The 17,002-nt window shown below is 66.8% G+C and carries 11 protein-coding genes; 4 read left to right on the forward strand and 7 right to left on the reverse strand.

Translation table 11 applies throughout. From position 1 onward, the window contains the following. Nucleotides 1-87: 87 nt before the first annotated feature. The 6 genes from OG912_RS33240 to OG912_RS33265 all read right to left on the reverse strand — a co-directional run bounded on the left by OG912_RS33240 (nucleotide 88) and on the right by OG912_RS33265 (nucleotide 7,867). Nucleotides 88-2,085 carry a DUF2264 domain-containing protein gene (locus OG912_RS33240; protein WP_327712509.1) on the reverse strand — a complete coding sequence of 666 codons (1,998 nt, stop codon included), beginning with the start codon at nucleotides 2,083-2,085 and terminating at the stop codon, nucleotides 88-90. Then, complete coding sequence (locus OG912_RS33245; RefSeq protein WP_327712510.1) at nucleotides 2,082-3,167, reverse strand: LacI family DNA-binding transcriptional regulator; 1,086 nt, start codon at nucleotides 3,165-3,167, stop codon at nucleotides 2,082-2,084. Before OG912_RS33245 ends, OG912_RS33240 begins: the two co-directional genes overlap by 4 nt. A gap of 41 nt (nucleotides 3,168-3,208) precedes the next feature. Continuing rightward, nucleotides 3,209-4,855 (reverse strand): extracellular solute-binding protein, encoded by a 1,647-nt coding sequence (locus OG912_RS33250; protein ID WP_327712511.1) that lies wholly within the window; start codon nucleotides 4,853-4,855, stop codon nucleotides 3,209-3,211. Nucleotides 4,856-4,896: 41 nt separating this feature from the next. Next, nucleotides 4,897-5,784, reverse strand: coding sequence for a carbohydrate ABC transporter permease (locus OG912_RS33255; protein ID WP_327712512.1), 888 nt, complete (start codon nucleotides 5,782-5,784; stop codon nucleotides 4,897-4,899). Continuing rightward, entirely contained in the window at nucleotides 5,781-6,635 is an 855-nt protein-coding gene (locus OG912_RS33260) for an ABC transporter permease (protein ID WP_327713602.1), read from the reverse strand. Before OG912_RS33260 ends, OG912_RS33255 begins: the two co-directional genes overlap by 4 nt. 224 nt (nucleotides 6,636-6,859) lie before the next feature. Continuing rightward, the gene (locus OG912_RS33265; protein WP_327712513.1) at nucleotides 6,860-7,867 is read right to left on the reverse strand and encodes a hydroxyacid dehydrogenase; all 1,008 of its coding nucleotides are present in this window, start codon (nucleotides 7,865-7,867) and stop codon (nucleotides 6,860-6,862) included. Nucleotides 7,868-8,542: 675 nt separating this feature from the next. Between OG912_RS33265 and OG912_RS33270 the strand changes: the two genes are divergently transcribed. The 3 genes from OG912_RS33270 (at nucleotide 8,543) to OG912_RS33280 (ending at nucleotide 14,606) form a co-directional block, all read left to right on the forward strand. Continuing rightward, complete coding sequence (locus OG912_RS33270) at nucleotides 8,543-11,281, forward strand: exo-rhamnogalacturonan lyase family protein (RefSeq protein WP_327712514.1); 2,739 nt, start codon at nucleotides 8,543-8,545, stop codon at nucleotides 11,279-11,281. An 87-nt stretch (nucleotides 11,282-11,368) separates the two neighbouring features. After that, nucleotides 11,369-12,472 (forward strand): LacI family DNA-binding transcriptional regulator, encoded by a 1,104-nt coding sequence (locus OG912_RS33275; RefSeq protein WP_327712515.1) that lies wholly within the window; start codon nucleotides 11,369-11,371, stop codon nucleotides 12,470-12,472. Nucleotides 12,473-12,710: 238 nt separating this feature from the next. Next, nucleotides 12,711-14,606, forward strand: a complete 1,896-nt coding sequence (locus OG912_RS33280) for a rhamnogalacturonan lyase family protein (protein WP_327712516.1) — start codon at nucleotides 12,711-12,713, stop codon at nucleotides 14,604-14,606. A 113-nt stretch (nucleotides 14,607-14,719) separates the two neighbouring features. On the opposite strand, the gene OG912_RS33285 is transcribed toward OG912_RS33280, so the two are convergent. Further along, nucleotides 14,720-15,793, reverse strand: coding sequence for a rhamnogalacturonan acetylesterase (locus OG912_RS33285; protein ID WP_443061046.1), 1,074 nt, complete (start codon nucleotides 15,791-15,793; stop codon nucleotides 14,720-14,722). A gap of 442 nt (nucleotides 15,794-16,235) precedes the next feature. Here OG912_RS33285 and OG912_RS33290 point away from each other — a divergent pair, with 442 nt between their 5' ends. Next, nucleotides 16,236-16,958, forward strand: a complete 723-nt coding sequence (locus tag OG912_RS33290; RefSeq protein WP_327712518.1) for an SDR family NAD(P)-dependent oxidoreductase — start codon at nucleotides 16,236-16,238, stop codon at nucleotides 16,956-16,958. Nucleotides 16,959-17,002 lie beyond the last annotated feature (44 nt).

Below are 17,002 nucleotides of genomic sequence, written 5' to 3' on the forward strand. Positions count from 1 at the left end.
CACAGGGTTTATGCGGCACGCATGAGCGGTCGACGAACTGCGTCAATCGTCGACGCGGCCCTGCGGGATGTCAAGATGTATTCATAATTAATGCATGACCCTGGAGGTGGCTGGAGGGGTGGTGAGCAGATCACTTCCGATGCGGGCAGTGGCGCCGTCGGGGAAGGCGACCTCGATCGATCCGTCGGACGTCGGGTGGGCGTGGGCAAGGCGGGAGAGTTTGACCACGGCGTCGCGCAGTTCTGGATCAGCCGTGAGTACGACGAGCGTTGCCACCAGTCGTGATCCGCCGGGGTATCGAGAAAGACGCAGCAAGGGCGTGGCCGAGAACATTCCGACTGCGCTCCGGTTCCGCGCCTGGTCCACCGCACCGGCCGGCACACCGTCGTCCTCGTCCCAGCCGAGCATGCCGATGAGTGCGGTGGTCAACCCATCTGCCCTGCGGGCCAGTGCCCAGCCCGGGCCGGTCTCCTCGACCGGGGGAGCCTCGTCACCGGCCACGGCCCAGCCGCCTTCTTGGACGGATGCTCCGGGCGGTCCTTGAATACGGTGCACCCGCATCTCCCACGGGCCGTGTACGACACTGGTGGTGACGATGACTGACGGGTTCTCAGTGCCTTCCGGCGAAGTTGCATGCCACGACGCAGCTTGGCTACCAACGGCGTGAAGAGGATGGATCCGGCCCCGGACGGTTGCCGACCCAGCCGGCTCGACCAGCGCGATGTGATTGTCCGGCCCGTCGGGCTCACCCTCGGGCGGCGTTTCCGGTGCTGTGGCACTGGAGTAGGCGAACCGGCTGTAGTGCGGACTGTGGTGGGACGGTGCCGGTGAGGGAGGCAGCCGGTCGCTGCCGTGGTTGACGAGGCGAACGATTCCGTCGGACGCCGTTGAATGGATGAGCCAGCCTGGTACAGGCAGGGCGAGACACTGATCGGCGACATCGATAGGGGACGGCTCCTCCGGGGCGGTCCACGCCGGATGCTCGGCAGGCAGCAGGAGGCCAAGAAATGCTTTGCCCGCCCAATAGGGAGAGGCAGGCCCGGAGTACGCCTGCGTCACGGGCAGGAAGGGCCGGTACCACCCGAGACTCAGCACGCCTTCGTCGCCCGGGACGCCGCGGTCGATGAAGTGCTTCAGCGCTCCGGAGGCCAGGCGACGTGTACGGCCTGGAGGCAGGGGAGAGGCGTCCACCAGCGCTCCGGCCCACAGCGGGGCCGCGGTGGCATAGCGATACGTGAGTGAACGCCCTTGGTGGACGGGTGCGCCGTCGGAGCCGAAGAAGTGCTGGTGGGATTCGAGGAAGGCGCGCAGACGGGCCCGGTGGGAGGCGACCAGCGCGGTGTCCGCGCGGTCTCCGGCGATGCGTTCCCAGAACACTGGGTAGAGATGGAGTGCGAGGGCGTTGTAGTAGTCGAACTTGCGGCCGGCGCCGTCGGTGTACCACCCGTAGCCGCCGTACCAGTCGTCCAGTCGCGCGAGGCCGGCATCGATCTCGCACTGCCGGTAGGGGGCACCGATCGAGGCGAGGAATTCTTCGGTGATGACCTGGAAGAGGCGCCAGTTGGAGTCGTTTGGCCGTGCCCCCACGAAGCCTCCCAGCCACGCAGCGACCCGCTGCTTCACGGGGTCCGCCAGGTGGTCCCATAGCCAGGTGCGTGTCTCATGCAGGGCGATGGCGACGGATGCGGCCTCCACCATGGGCTGAGAGCGGTCGGTGATCCGCGGCCAGTGTTCCGGGTGGCGGGGATCGGTACCCGCTGCGAGGCCGGCCGCGTAACGGTTGACGAGGTTACTGATGACGGTTCGCCCCGGCACGTCACGGCCCTGAGCGCCAGCTATGCGAAAGGAGGCCAGCAGGAACGACCGCGCGTAGCCTTCCAGGCCGTCGGACCATGCGCCGGCTATTCCTGTGCGGCCGGGCAGCCGGTACTGGGCGAGCCCGGGTGTGGCGTGCGGCAGCAGACCGTCCAGCAGCTTGTCGGCGTGGGCCTCCCAGTGCGCGCGCGTGTAGCCCGTGAACGGGGACAGTCGCAGGTCCGGGCGCAGCGGAGAGGCGGAGTCGATCGGACGACGCGGTGCGGTCATGCGGGGGTGGTTCCTCCAGAGCTGAGGGCTTCACGGTGCGGTGCCGGAGGGCCGACGCTGTCCCGTACGACGATGTGCGTTCCGAGAACGTGATGGACGGGTGCCGACAGCCGTTCCGAGTCGCGCAGGGCGAGGCGCACTGCTGCTCGTCCCAGCTCCTCGGCGGGGGTGCGCACCGTGGTGAGCGGGGGGTTGAAGTCCTGGGCGAGAGGTATGTCGTTGTAGCCGACGACGGAGATGTCGTCGGGGACACGCAGACCGGCGTCGGCGATGGCGCGCAGCGCTCCTGCCGCGACCATGTCGTCGCCGGCGAAGACGGCGGTGAAGTCGCTGCGCCGGGCCAACAGCTCCGCCATGCCCCGATGTCCGGCGCTCCGTCCGAGTCCACAGTCGATGACGTGTGCGTCCTCGTCGGCAAGGCCGTGCGACGTCAGAGCCGCGCGGTAGCCGGCTACCCGGGCGTCCAGAGCGCTGTTGCCCGGCAGCCCGCCGAGGAACACGATGCGCCGGTGGCCTGCGGATATGAGGTGACTCGTGAGGGCGCGAGCACCTGCCTCGTTGTCGAATTCGACCACGATCGCGGGCAGTGCGGGGTCGGAGGACGGACGACCGCACAACACGAGTCGCGACCCTGTTCCTTGCAGCGCATGCGCGTAACGCGCCACCCGCTCACGGTAGGCCTCGTCCTCGACGATCCCGCCCACGAGAATCACCAGACCGGCACCCTCCTCACGCATGAGCTGGACCAGCTCCATCTCGCGACGCGGGTCCCCACCGGTGGAGCCGACCAGACAGAGCCTGCCGTGGTCGGAGGCCTCGGCCTCCACTCCCTCGGCCACCTGCGCGTAAAAGGGGTTCGTGACCTGCCTGAGAATCACGGCCACCATGCTGCGGCCACCGCCGACCAGAGCCCGTGCGTGGACATTGGCGACATAGTCCAGAGAACGGGCCGCCTTGATCACCCGCATGCGAGTAGCGGGCGGTACCGGGTAGTTGCCACTCAGTACGCGCGAAACCGTAGCGGGGGAGACCCCCGCTTGCGCTGCCACCTCGCGGATCGTGACCCGTTCCCTTGCCGCCATGCCGTTCCCTCTCGTCGCCCGGTCCGTCGCTCCTGCCGCCACTAGCTGTTGGCGGCGTACTCCTTCGCGAATTCCTCAGCCATTGTGTCGCCGCCCCGACTGCGCCACTTCTTGACCGCGGCATCGAAATCCGCCATGGACGACCGGCCCGCGATCACTGCCGTGATCGTGTCGTCCATCAGTGCCCGCAGGGTTGTGCCCTGCGTGACCTCGGTACCGGACACCAGCCCGAAGGAGGCGCTGCGTATCGCGACGGGCACCACCTTCTGCTGCCACGAGTGCAGGGCGCGGACGGCTTCGGGACGCCCTGCCACGAACAGCACCTGGGGTCCCTCAGCGAGGTAGCGGAACGGGAGATTGGTGATGTTCTCCACCTCCCCGAGCTTGTTGCGCTCCGGCGAGCCGTCCTTGCCGCGGGTGAAGTGAACGCCCTCCGAGCCGAACTGCAGCAGCTCCCACTCCTTGGAACCGAACGGTGCCGCCAGGAAGTCGAGGACCCGCAGCAGCATCTCGATGCGTTCCTTCTTGGCCTTCTTCAGGATGGTGTAGCCGAAGGAGCGCCGGGCGGCGACGACTCCGCCCGGGGTCCCGTCCACGCTGTAGGGCAGCGCCGGGGCCGGGGTGAACAGCCCCTTCGTGTCCGGGTAGAGGACCTGGTAGGCGCCGAAGCCGTTCTGCTGCGAGGCGACGGTCCCGTTGAGGAAGAGGGTGCTGAGGTCAGGGGAGGACATCGAGGTGGCGTCCGGGTGGTAGGAGCCGTTCTTGCGCAGCTGGGACTGGAACGCGACGGTGGCCTTGAGCCGCTCATCGGTGTAGTTCGCGTGGAACTTTCCGTCCTTGCCCACGGCCCAGGCCGCGACGTTGTGCGCGGCGGAGTGCACACTATTGCCGAACAGTGAACCGGCCGCCGCACCCAGGGCGTAGGTCTTTCCACGGGTCGCCTTCCGGGCGACGGCAGCGAAGTCCTGAGAGGTCCACCCCTCCTTCATGCCGGCGTCGGTGAAAAGACCCTGGTTGAGCCAGAGAGTGGAGCCCGTCACCGGGCGTTCGAGGGGTATGCCGTAGATCTGGCCGCCGACCCGGCCCATGTCGCGCCATGCGGGCGTGGGGATCCCGGCAAGGTTGGGGTAGTCGTGGATCGCTGCCCCGGACAGGTAGGAGGTGAGGTCCTGGGCCCGCTTCTGGACGAACTGCGCCTCGCGAGGCAGCACATAGCCGGAGAACATGTTGATGATGTCAGGCAGTGACTCGGCTTCGCCGGCCATGACCGTGGCCATCTTCTTCTGGTAGTCGGCCTGCGGGATGACCGTGAACTCGATCTTCACGCCGAGGGCCTTCTCGACAGCACGCCAGTACTGGTTCTCCGCTGCAGGCTTGGGGGGTGTGCCGAAGGTGACGGACATGACCCGGATGGTGCTCCCGTCGCCCGGTGTGCGCTTGACGGTGGTGGTCAGGTCCGCGGGGTAGCTGGTGTAGCCGGACTGGACCCCGGAATCCGTCGGGGCCAGGTCCGGCTTGGCGCCCGGTGCGGCCTTGTACGCGGGCCAGGCGGCGAGCTTCTTGCCCGCGTTGGACACGTCGCCGCCGCTCGAGGAGCTGGAGCAGGCGGTGAGGAGGGACGGCACGGCGGCGGCGACGCCTGTGGCCGCCATGGTACGCAGAACGGTACGCCTGGACATTCTGGGCATGGCTGTTCGACCTTTCGGAGTGCGGCTCGTGAAGGGGAAGGTCAGCTCTTGATGGCGCCGGTGAGCACGCCCTTGGTGAAGTACTTCTGAAGGAACGGGTAGACGAGCAGGATCGGGACCGTGGCGATGACCAGGACCGCCATCTGCACCGTCTGCGGAGCACTGACCGTGCCCTCACCTGTGGTCGTGTCGGTGAGGCCTTCACCGGCGACGACGTAGGTGCGCAGAACTTGCTGCAACGGCCAGTGGTCGCTCTCCATGTACAGCGAGGCGTAGAACCAGGAGTTCCAGTACGCCACGGCGTAGAACAGCCCGACGACGGCGAGCGCCGCCTTGGACAGCGGCAGCACGATGGTCCAGAGGATGCGCAGATCCCCGGCCCCGTCGAGACGGGCGGCCTCGTACAGCTCCTCCGGTATGCCCTGGAAGAACCCGCGCAGGACGACGAGGTTGAATACGTTGACCAGTACCGGAAGGACCAGTGAGGCGTAGGAGTCCAGCAGTCCGAGCTCTTTCACGACCAGGAAGCTGGGGATCATGCCGGGCGGGAAGAGGAACGTGAAGAGCACCAGCATCAGCACGGGCTTGCTGCCGTAGACATTGGGCCTCGCCAGAGCGTAGGCGAGGAAGACCGTGCAGAGCAGGCTGAGTGCGGTGCCAACCACGGTGACGCCGATGCTCACCCCCAGGGCGTGCGTGACGATGCCACCGTTCAGGATGTCGCGGTAGGCGTCGAGCGTGGGGTCCGTCGGCCACAGGACCCATCCGCCGTTGGCGACCACCTCGCGCTGCGAGGCGAGCGAGGTGGACAGGATCGTCAGGAAGGGAACGCACACCAGCGCCACCACGACGACCAGGGCGATCACCTTGCCGACCTGCGTGACCGGTTTGGGCTTCTCCATCCACCCGGGGCGTGTCTGCGTGCTCACCTGTAGACCCCCTGCTCGCCGAGGCGGTGTGCCACCTTGTTGGCCGCGTAGACGAGTGCGGCCCCGATGAGGCCCTTGAACAGGCCCGCGGCGGCGGCGAAGCCGTAGTTTCCGCCGACGATGCCCTGGTAGTAGACGAACGTGTCGATGATCTCGGCGGCCTGGGGGCCGACCGCGTCGCGTTGGAGCAGCATCTGTTCGAAGCCGACGGACAGGATGTCCCCCAGTCGCATGATGAGCAGAAGGACGACGACCGGTCGGATGGCCGGAAGGGTTACGTGCCAGAAGCGGCGCCAGGGGCCCGCCCCGTCGATGGCCGCGGCCTCGTACTGCTGCTCGTCGACCTGGGAGAGCGCTGCCAGGAAGATGATGGTGCCCCAGCCCGCGTCCTTCCAGATGACCTGGGCGACCACGAGGGGCTTGAAGGCGTCGGGGTTGCCGATGATGTCGACCGAGTGGATGCCGGCGTCCTGGAGGTAGCCGTTCACCATGCCGGTGTCACCCAGGACCTGCTGGAAGAGGGCGACGACGATCACCCACGACACGAAGTGCGGCAGGTAGGCGATCGACTGGACGAAGCGGCGGACCGTGCCCCACGTGAGGCTGTGCAACAGCAGGGCCAGGGCGAGCGGCACGGGGAAGTAGAAGACGAGCTGCAGGACCGCGATCGCGATCGTGTTGACGACGGAGTGCCAGAACTCCTCGTCGCCCAGCATCTGTTCGAAGTTGGCGCCACCGACCCAGGCGCTGCCCCAGATGCCGTCGAAGGGGACGTAGTCCTTGAAGGCGATGATGTTGCCGGCGAGCGCGCCGTAGTGGAAGACGACGAAATAGCCGAAGCTGCCGAACATGAGCAGCGACAGCGGGATGCTGCGCCTGCGTTGGAAACGTTTTTGCTTGGTCTGAGTGCCTGGTGGTGACTGGGAAGCGCGGCTGTCGGCCGATTTCCCGGGGCGCTCACGGAGCATCGCTGCCACGGAGCCTCCTCGGCTGTGGTCTGAGTGGACGGAAAGTTAAAACGTTTTCAGAGCGCGGTCAACACTCCTGGCAGGATCCATCACCCCGGGGTGAAGTCTCAGGCGCGCAGGAGCGAGGAGTCCGCCGAGACGGCGTGCAGGGGAGATGCCCCGTCGGCGACGCGACGGAGCTCTTCGATGACAAGGCGGCCCATGGCCCTGCGTTCACCGCTCACGGTTCCGGCGACATGGCCGGTGAGCATGACATTGGGCAGGGTGTACAGAGGTGAAGCGGGAGGCAGCGGTTCATGGGTGGTCACGTCGAGGACGGCGTACAAGTCCGGGCGCTCGCCCAGTACATCGATGAGCGCGTCCTCGTCCATCACGGCGCCTCGTGCCGTATTGATGACTGTCGCACCGTGGGGCAGACGTCGCAGGAGTTCACCCGTGATCAACTTTTCCGTCCGGCCAGGGATCAGAGGGGCATGGACGCTCAGCACGAGGGAGCGTGCGCACAGGTCCTCCAGTGCGTCGACGGGCTTGACGCCCAGGCGGCGAAGGTCTTCGGGAGGAAGGTATGGGTCCCAAGCCATCACGTTGGTTTCAAGGCTGTGCAGACGTGCAGCGACCTTGCGCGCGATCGAACCGAAGGAGACCAGGCCGACCGGCTGTCCGTAGATGCCCGGGATGCCGTCCAGTGTGGGCAGTTCCCTCCCGGTTTTGATCCGGTGTGCCCGGCGGTGCACGTCCTTGAGGGCCAGCACTGTCTGGGCGTAGACGTACTCGGCCACAGGTTCGTTGTTCGCTTCGGCCGCCGACACGACGACGATGTCCCGGGCCCAGACGGCTTCGCTGACGAGCCCCCGTACGGAGCCGGCGGCGTATGCCACGACCCGCAGCGCCGGAAGGTCCGAGAGGACTTGCTCGGTCAGACGAGGCATGCCCCATGACGTGACCAGTACCTCGGCCTCGTGACGGCGAGGATGCACACTCAGCGCCGCACTGTCCTCGCATTCGGCCACCACGTCAGCGATGCCGGCCAGGTCTGCCCAGTCGGCCGGACCGAAAAGTTCGTGCTTGAGCGCGCGGCTCAGCACAACGGCGGCGCGCGGGCGGGTGGTTCGCATCGGGGGCAAACTCGGCTCCTTCGAGAGGGGTTGCGGCCACATGTGTTGCGGCCGCTACATCGCCGACCGGGGATTCGCGGGGTCGGAGCACATCTGCGCGGGCGGGGAGCCAGCTGGATGCATCGGCGTCGTGGAACGATTCATAGAGCTCTCCGCCGGTGCGACGTCCTGCATTGTGCACGGCCATCGAGTTGTAAACAATAGTCTTCACAAAGATTCAAGTTGCTTCAACCTTGGGGTCGTGGGGGCTGTCGTAGTGACTGCGACACCGCGCGGTTCACGCAGTGCAATTCGGGCTGTTGGGGCCATGTTGTGCAGCCTCACGTCCTCCCGGATGCGCCTCAACGTCTGAGCGGGAGCGGAAGTGTGGGCAGCTGCTGCCTCAGTTTGCTTCAAGTCTGGTTCATATGAATCGTCTGGTGTAAGCATGTGACCGCGGCGCGGGCCGATGAAGACCACGGCCCGGCTCAGGGGAGAACTCTGCCTGACGAGCCGCTCCTTTCAAGCGACTTGGTCTGCGCCGCTGCGAGGTCAGTCGCCGGCTTGCGGGTAGCGGCGCACCTGATGGCCGAGCCATCAGCCCGCGACCACGCGTGGACCGATGCCCTACCTCTCATTCCCAAGCCGTCCAACGACGAGCGCCCAGGCGCCCGCTGCTCAGAGGAGTTGAACACCGTGGGACAGATCAGTCGACGGTCCGTGCTGGCATCCGCCGCTGCGGGAGGCGCGGCCGCATGGTTCAGTTCCACGACAAGTGCCGCCGCAAGCAGCCCACTTGAAGAGCCTTGGGCAGCCCCGGTCCGGGCCGACGGCCACGATCCGGTCACGCTGCGCTGGCTGGAGAGGGACGTGCCGGCCGAACTCGCGGCCGGCACTACCTGGGGCGTTCCCTGGCCGGCCGGCGCGTTCGCCGCCGACCAGGAGTTCTCGCTGACAACGGAGTCGGGGCAGGGCATCCCGGTGCAGAGCTGGCCGACCGGATGGTGGCCGGACGGTTCCGTGAAGTGGACCGCCCACGCCGTCAGCGGCGCGGTCGCACGGAGTGAGAGCTACCGGCTTGCGGCCGGCGCAGCGGCGAAGCCGGACTCCGCCCTCGAAGTGCACCGGGGACGCGACCAGATCACCGTGAACACAGGTGTGATCGAGGTGGTGTTCCCTCGCCAGGGCGGTCTGGTCATCAAGTCGATCCGGCGGGGAGGCACGGTGATCGCGGAGAACGGCCACCTGATCGCCTCTCGTCAGGACAAGCCCAGTACGGATCCCTCGCCGGTGGTCAAGTCCGAGTCGTTCACCGGCATCGTGAGTGAGGTGACCGTGGAGCAGGACGGGCCGGTGCGTGCCGTGGTCAAGGTCGAGGGGAAGCACAGGAAGGGCCGGCATGCCTGGCTGCCCTTTGTCGTGCGCTTCTATCTGTACGCCGGATCGGACGGCATCCGCACCGTGCACAACTTCGTGTTCGACGGCGACGAGAAGAAGGACTTCATCAACGGTCTCGGGATCCGTTTCGACGTCCCGATGCGCGGTGAGCTGCATGACCGGCACGTCCGCTTCGCGGGACAGGACCAGGGGGTTCTCGCTGAGGCGGTCCGCGGTATCACGGGACTGCGACGTGACCCCGGCGCGGCTGTACGTACGGCGCAGTACGAGGGCAGGGCGACTCCCGACCCGAGCACCTGGGACAGTCGTGTCACCTCCCGGCTGCAGTACATCCCGGCCTTCGGGGACTACAGCCTCAGGCAGCTCAACGCCCATGGCTTCGAAGTCCACAAGCGGACGAAGCCCGGCCACTCCTGGGTGCGGGTCGACGGCGGCAAGCGTGCCGAAGGCCTCGGCTACGTGGGCTCCCCGTCCGGCGGTCTCGCCTTCGGCATGCGCAATTTCTGGCAACTGCACCCCACTGAACTGGAGATCGCAGGGGCTGCCGGCACGAAGGCCCAGGTCACAGTGTGGATGTGGTCCCCGCGTGCGAACGCCATGGACCTGCGCTTCTACCACGACGGCATGGGGCAGGACACCTACCCCGAGCAACTCGAGGGCCTTGAGATCACCTACGAGGACTACGAACCGGGCTTCGGAACTCCCTACGGCGTCGCCCGCACCACCGAGATGACCTTCTGGGCCCTGGAATCCACGCCCAGCGCCGCGCGATTCGCTTCGCTCGCTGCCGCCAACTCCACACCTCCCCTGCTCGCCAGCAGCCCGGAACACAATCACAGCGCGAAGATCTTCGGGGCGTGGAGCCCGGTGGACCGCTCGGTTCCGGCGAAGGCGGTGGTCGAGGACCAGCTCCAGGCCATCCACCGCTATCACCGCGAGCAGGTGGACCAGCGATCCTGGTACGGCTTCTGGGACTACGGCGACATCATGCACAACTACGACGGCGACCGGCACACCTGGTCCTATGACGTCGGTGGCTACGCCTGGGACAACTCGGAGCTCTCCACCGACCTGTGGCTCTGGTACCACTACCTGCGCACCGGCGACGCGTCCGCCTTCCGTTTCGCGGAGGCCATGACCCGCCACACAGGTGAGGTGGACATGTACCACATCGGCAAGTACCAGGGCCTGGGGACCCGGCACGGCGTCATGCACTGGGGAGACAGCGCCAAGCAGGTACGCATCAGCAACGCCGGCTACAAGCGCTTCTACTACTTCCTCACCGCGGACGAGCGGGTAGGCGACATTCTGCACGACCTCGTCGACGCCGATCGCAGTTTCCTCGTCCTCGATCCCGTACGGAAGATCAGGGAGGGCGACCCCTTCGAACCCGAGCCGAAGGCCATGCCTGTCGGAACCACCACCGACTGGGGATCGCTTGCCATGGCCTGGCTCACCGAGTGGGAGCGGCACGGCAAGTCCATTGCCCGTACGAAGCTGGTCAACGGCGCAACGACCATTGCGGCCATGCCCAACGGATGGGTGCAGAGCGGGGCGATCACCTATGACCTCGCGGACGGCAGGTTCACCGGCCCCACGGAACCGAGCGTGTACGTAGGGGCCCTGAGCTCCGTGTTCGGGCTGATCGAGGTCATGACCGAGGTGGTGGAACTGGTCGACGACGACAACGTCAAGAAGCAGTGGCTGATGTTCTGCCGTCTGTACAACGCCACCAAGGACGAGCAGCGGGCCATCACCGGATCGGACTGGGGAAACCTCAATCTCCGGCAGGCCTACTCCCGAGCCACCGCTTACGCGGCCCACCAGCTCGACGACGACACCCTTGCCGTGCGTGCCTGGAAGGAGCTGCGCACCGGTCACGCGGGATACCCCGCAGACCACGACTTCACCTCTCATCGGGTGGAGGGCCCCGACGTACTCAACCCCGTGGACGAGGCCGGATTCTCCGCCAACGCCAGCGCCCAGTTCGGGCTCGCCGCCATCCAGTGTCTGGCCCTGGTCGGAGACAAGGCCTGAAGACTGCCACCGGGGTGCCCCAGCTCAGAGCAAGATCGATCATTCTCCTCTAGGATCGTTAAGATCTGTTCACCGGAGGGGGCCGCCATGACCGACATGCTCGTCGCCCAGCGACGCGAGCGGCTGCTCAGTGAGCTGAGGGCTTCCGGAGGCCTCAAGGTCGTCGAACTCGCCACACGTCTCGGGGTCTCCCGGGCCACCGTGCGGCGAGACCTGCTCGACCTGGAGAACGAGGGCGCGCTGAGTCGGGTGCGTGGCGGCGCGATGCTTGCCACGCCCCCACTCGGCGCCGTCGCGCAGCCGGCTTCGGCAGGCAGCTCGTTCGCCAGGCCGGAGCGGACGCTTGGGCTGCTTGTGCCGTCCGCCACTTACTACTACCCGCGCGTGGTCGCCGGTGTCCGGGAGGTGGCCACCGCGTACGACGCCAGGGTCGTCATCAGCCTGACCGACTACACCCGCGACAGCGATGCGCAGCGCATCGAGGAACTCGCCGAGTCGGGTGCGTCCGGCCTGCTGGTCGCCTCGCCGGGCGGACACGAGCTGCCCGACAAGACGCTGCACGAGCTGGAGCGAACCGGTCTCCCCTTCGTGCTGCTCGAGCGGCAGCCGCATGATCCTTTCGCCTCCTGCGAGTTCGTGGCCACTGACCACAGGCAGGGCGCCTTCGCCGCGGTACGTCATCTTGTGCAACTCGGACATGAAGCCGTGGCGCTGTTCACCAACGGCAGTCCCACCGCACCCCTGCTGCAGGCAGGCCATCAGGCGGCGGTCAGCCGACTGGAGTTGGATCAAGGTGCGCCCGTGCTCGACAGCGGGCGGCCGACACTCGGCTCGACGGAAGCGGCCGCGCAGTACGACCAGTTCATCGAGGAGTGTCTGGCCGGCGGTGTCCGTGCCGCTCTCGTGCACTCGGATCACGACGCGATCGAACTCATGCGGCGCATGCGCCTTCGCCACTTGCACGCCCCGAAGGACCTCGCGCTCATCGCCTACGACGACGAGATCGCGTCCCTCGCGGATGTGCCGCTGACGGCTGTCGCGCCTCCGAAACACGAGATCGGACAGCAGGCGGCGCGGCTCCTTCTGGACCGACTGGAGGCACCGGACCCGCTTTCGGTCCCCGTCCGGCAGTTGTTCATGCAGCCCCGTCTCACGATCAGGGCGTCCTGCGGTACGCGGGCCGGAGCCTGACCGTCGGTCCCTCGATCTATCCCTCCCCACGCCGCCGGTAGCCGCTACCGGCGGCTGAGGCATGCCACAAGACTGTTCCGACCTAGCTATTGACGTGTCCCGACCAAATGAGCAGCATGCTTCGAAACGAAGCAATATGAAGCGTCGGTGCGCCCACGTGCGCGACCGCTAGGCGGAACAGCGTTCGTCGACTGCACGAGTGGCGCTCCGGCATGTGTAGGTGTCAAAGGAGGCATACGTGCACCAGCAGCAGAAGCACCGCCGGAGCAGGGTCCGGTGGGCAGTGGGGGCCATAGCGGCGGTGGTTGCCGGAGCCGCGGCCGTGATCGCCGGCCCTCCCGGAGCAGACGCAACCTCCGCCACAGAGGGGCAACCCGCCGCAGCAGTCGTCGCGGCTGCGCGGACCATGGAGAACCTCGACCGGGCGGTCGTAGCCGTACGCAGCAGCGACACCGACGTACTCGTCACGTGGCGCCTGCTCGGGCTCGATCCCGACGGCATCGGTTTCAATCTGTACCGGTCAACAGGCGGCGCCGCCTCGACCAAACTCAACGCTGAAGTCCTGACCGGGGCGACGAACTTCGTCGATTCCACCGCCGATCTGACCAAGACCAACAGCTACCGCGTACGTCCGGTCAAGGATGGCAGGGAGCAGGCCTCCAGCAAGATCTTCACGCTGTCGGCGGATCATGCCAAGGAACCCGTGGTCCGCATTCCCCTTCAGAAGGGCGGTCCGATCAAGTTCACCTGGGTCGGCGACCTCGACGGTGACGGCCTGTACGACTATGTGGTGGACCGCCAGACCTCTCCTCAGCAGATCGAGGCCTACCGCAGTGACGGCACGCTGTTGTGGCGCATGGACATGGGTCACAACAGCACGGACCAGAACAACATCGAAGGCGGCTCGTCCACCATCGACGTGGGGCACTGGGACGGCGTCACGGTCCAGGACCTCGACAGCGACGGCCGTGCCGAGGTGGCCGTTCGCATTGCCGACGGAGTCACCTTCGGTGACGGTGAGACGTTCTCCTACGGCGACGACTCGCACCAGTTCATCGCGATCCTCGACGGCCGTACAGGAGCTGCGAGGGCCACTGCCCCCGTCCCCGACGACTACCTGACCGACGGCCCCATGTACGCCCGCTTCGGTGTGGGTTATCTGGACGGTTCCACGCCGAGCCTGGTCGCCTACATGAAGAACCGTGTCGGCAACGGCGGCTTCAACCTCATGATGACCGCCTGGAAGTTCGACGGCAGCGCTGTGAAGCGGCAATGGAAGTGGCTGCGCGGGAACCAGGACGCCCCCGACGGACACAACACGCGGATCGTCGACGTCGACGGTGACGGCAAGGACGAGATCGCCGAGATCGGGTTCGTCCTGAACGGCGACGGAACACTGCGGTACTCGCTTGCACCCGAAGGTGTCATCCACGGGGACCGCTTCTATCTGGCGAAAATGGATCCGGACCGCCCCGGCCTTCAGGGCTACGGCATTCAGCAGGACAACCCCAACGGTCTGCGCGAGTACTACTACGACGCCGCCGACGGGAGCATGATCTGGCAGCACGAGGCGGAAGGTGTCGCCGATGTGGGACGGGGGCTGGTCGGGGACATCGACCCGGGCCACCCCGGTATGGAAGCCTGGTCGTTCTCGGGCGTCTACAACGCGCCGACCGACAAGCTGACCGAGCCCGACACCTCGCTCAGCCCGTGGCCCGCTCTGGGGCTCTGGTGGGACGGAGACCTCACCATGGAACTGCTCAACAACCAGAAGCTGGAGAAGTGGAACCCGGAGGCGCCGGCGCCCAGCAACGGCCTTCCGAGGGTGCTGACCACGTCGAAGTTCGGGGCCGTGGGTGTGGGCAGCGCCGGCAACCCGACCATGGTCGGCGACATCATGGGCGACTGGCGGGAGGAAGCCGTCTACTCCAACGCCGACAACGACGAACTCATCGTCTTCACCACGGACCGGTCCACGAAGACGCGGCTGTACACCCTCGCCCACAATCCGGCCTACCGGAACGACATGACGGTCAAGGGCTACATGCAGTCCCACGAGGTCGACTACTTCCTCGGGGACGGCATGAGCGAGCCGCCTCCGCCCAGCATCGTCTACGCGCCGAGCGGGTCCTGAGAGTCCCTGCAAAATGAGAACCTCCAGTGTTCTGGCCGCCATACAGCCCAGAACACTGGAGGTTGCGTGACGCAGCCGGCCGACGTGGCTTCTCGCTCGTCGGCCGAACAGCGTCAGCGGATCAGCCGCGAGGGGACGAGGCGCTGAGCTTTCAGGTCCCCGAGCACGAGGGCGGCGTACTGGGTTGCTCCGTACACGGAGGTATGGGTGTTGTCACCGTTGACGTCCGTCAGGTAGATGCCGCGGGATTCCACGGGGCCGAGACGTTCCACGAGCTCCTGGGACATCGCCGTCAGGTCCACCAGAGGGACGTCGAGTTCCTGCGCCAGGGAACGCATTTCCACCGGCAGATTGGCCTGCCCGGTCACGTGGAGGGCGACATCGTTGAGCGTGCCGTCGCTGTTGAAGCGGCGCCGGACGATCGGGGTCACGAACACCGGCTGTCCGCCCTTGGCGGTGACCCGCTCCGCCATGGCGGTCAGGTTGGCACGGTAGGCGGCGGCCGTCGTTATCTTGTCGTTGTGAGCCAGTTGGATGAGCACCAGGTCCCCCCGCCGGATCCGGGCCTCCAGGGCCTCGAACAACACGGGATTGTCGAGGAAGCTCTGTGTCGACTCGCCGGAGTCCGCGTAGTTGGCGACCGAGATTCCGCGTCGCAGGAACTGGGTCAGTTCCTGCCCCCACCCCGCGTACGGGATGTACCACTGGTCGCACACCGTGGAGTCGCCGGCCAGGAGGATCTGTGGGGTGCGGTGGGCCGGCGTCACCTTGAGCCCCGACAGCTGCGGTGCGGCACCCTCGAAACGGATATCGAGGCCGGGGGTTCCGGCCGGGTCCGTGGGCTGTCCTTCGGGATCGCGCACGTTCACGGTGAAGCTGCGCATGGTTCTCCGGCCCGCCTCGGTGGGCGTTTCGGCGAGCATCGTCCGGCGTGCCTCGGCGGAGATGCTGGTGCTTCCGGGAACGCTGCCCCCCAGCAGGGCTGTGACCGTGTAGTTGCCTGGGGGCACGTCGAAGTGGCAGACGACGGGGGATGTTCCTGAGCACTCGCTCGGCACTGCCTGCCCCTGATCAGAGGGACTGTGGGCCTGAGCAGGGGTCCCGAGCAGGGTGGCAAACCCCAGCGCGGCGCTGAGGAGAGCGGTCCCTCGGGCTGCTCTGCGCTGACGAGGTACGGAAGAAGGCATAACTGTGTCCCTTCACTGACTCACTGAGCCCCGTGGGGGCGGGTGCGGGTGCCGGACATGCCTGGCGGAGTGATCACGACGCGCTGGTCCTGGCCCGCGCGACCGCTTGTGCAGCCCGTCGAGGCGGCATGGACTGCGACCGGTGGAGAGATGGGGTAGGCCCGGTCGAGCAGGCCGTGCCAACGCGAGCACTTTGGTGCAGAGTTGAGCGCTCGTCAATATCTTGAGACAGATTGCTTCAGCGTGTGACTGATGGCTCGGCTAGTTTCGGATCGCAGGCTCCGAGGCCGACGGCTGCTCGTCCGAACGCCACCGGGCTCTTGGCGCGCATCAATAATTAATATTTAATGTCGTTGACCTGTTCGGCCGCCGTACCTGGAGACTGCTCGTGGACCAACTGCATGCGACCTGCCGCAGGCGCTTCGAGGGACGTTGCGTCCTGGTGACCGGCGGTGCTTCCGGCATCGGTGCGGCGACGGCCCAGCGGCTCGCTCTCGAGGGCGCCGGTGTCCTGCTCGCCGACATCGATGCGCACGCCGGTCAGCAGGTTGCCGAAGGTATCCGCGATATCGGCGGCCGTGCGCTCTTCCAGCATTGCGACGTGTCCGAGGAATCCTCGTGGCAGACGGCGGTCCACGCAGCTCGCGAGGCGTTCGGCCCGGTCCACTCGTTGGTGAGCAACGCTTACACCGTGCGGATCGGGGCGGCCGATGTGATCGATGCGGCGGAATGGAACCGCCAGCTCGGGGTCTCGCTCACCGGTTCCTATCTGGGTTTCCGAGCTTGTCTCGACGACCTGCGTGCCACTGGCGGCAGCGCTGTCCTCGTCTCATCGGTTCACGCTCTCGTAGGGCTGCCCGGGCGCCCCGCCTATGCCGCCGCCAAGGCCGGTCTGACCGGTCTGGCCCGGCAGCTCGCCGTGGAGTACGGAGGGCAGGTCCGCGTCAACACCGTCCTGCCGGGGCCGGTGCTCACCCGGGCGTGGGAGGACATCGCCGAGGCCGATCGGCGGGCCGCGGCCGAAGAGACCGCCGCGAAGAGGATCGGCCGACCGGAAGAGATCGCGTCGACGATCGGCTTTCTCCTCAGCGACGACGCGTCTTTCATGACCGGTGCGTCGCTCGTGGTGGACGGCGGCTGGAGCGTCATGAAGAACTCATCTTGAACGGCTGTCTTCCGGAGCTCTTCTCGTGTTCCTGAACGTCCGGC

This window comes from Streptomyces sp. NBC_00464 (assembly GCF_036013915.1).
Lineage (GTDB): Bacteria > Actinomycetota > Actinomycetes > Streptomycetales > Streptomycetaceae > Streptomyces.

Coding starts and splice junctions, on each gene's coding strand:
- OG912_RS33240 (WP_327712509.1), bottom strand. CDS start 2,085: ATGACCGCACCGCGTCGTCCGATCGACTCCGCCTCTCCGCTGCGCCCG.
- OG912_RS33245 (WP_327712510.1), bottom strand. CDS start 3,167: ATGGCGGCAAGGGAACGGGTCACGATCCGCGAGGTGGCAGCGCAAGCG.
- OG912_RS33250 (WP_327712511.1), bottom strand. CDS start 4,855: ATGCCCAGAATGTCCAGGCGTACCGTTCTGCGTACCATGGCGGCCACA.
- OG912_RS33260 (WP_327713602.1), bottom strand. CDS start 6,635: ATGTTCGGCAGCTTCGGCTATTTCGTCGTCTTCCACTACGGCGCGCTC.
- OG912_RS33265 (WP_327712513.1), bottom strand. CDS start 7,867: ATGCGAACCACCCGCCCGCGCGCCGCCGTTGTGCTGAGCCGCGCGCTC.
- OG912_RS33275 (WP_327712515.1), top strand. CDS start 11,369: ATGACCGACATGCTCGTCGCCCAGCGACGCGAGCGGCTGCTCAGTGAG.
- OG912_RS33285 (WP_443061046.1), bottom strand. CDS start 15,793: ATGCCTTCTTCCGTACCTCGTCAGCGCAGAGCAGCCCGAGGGACCGCT.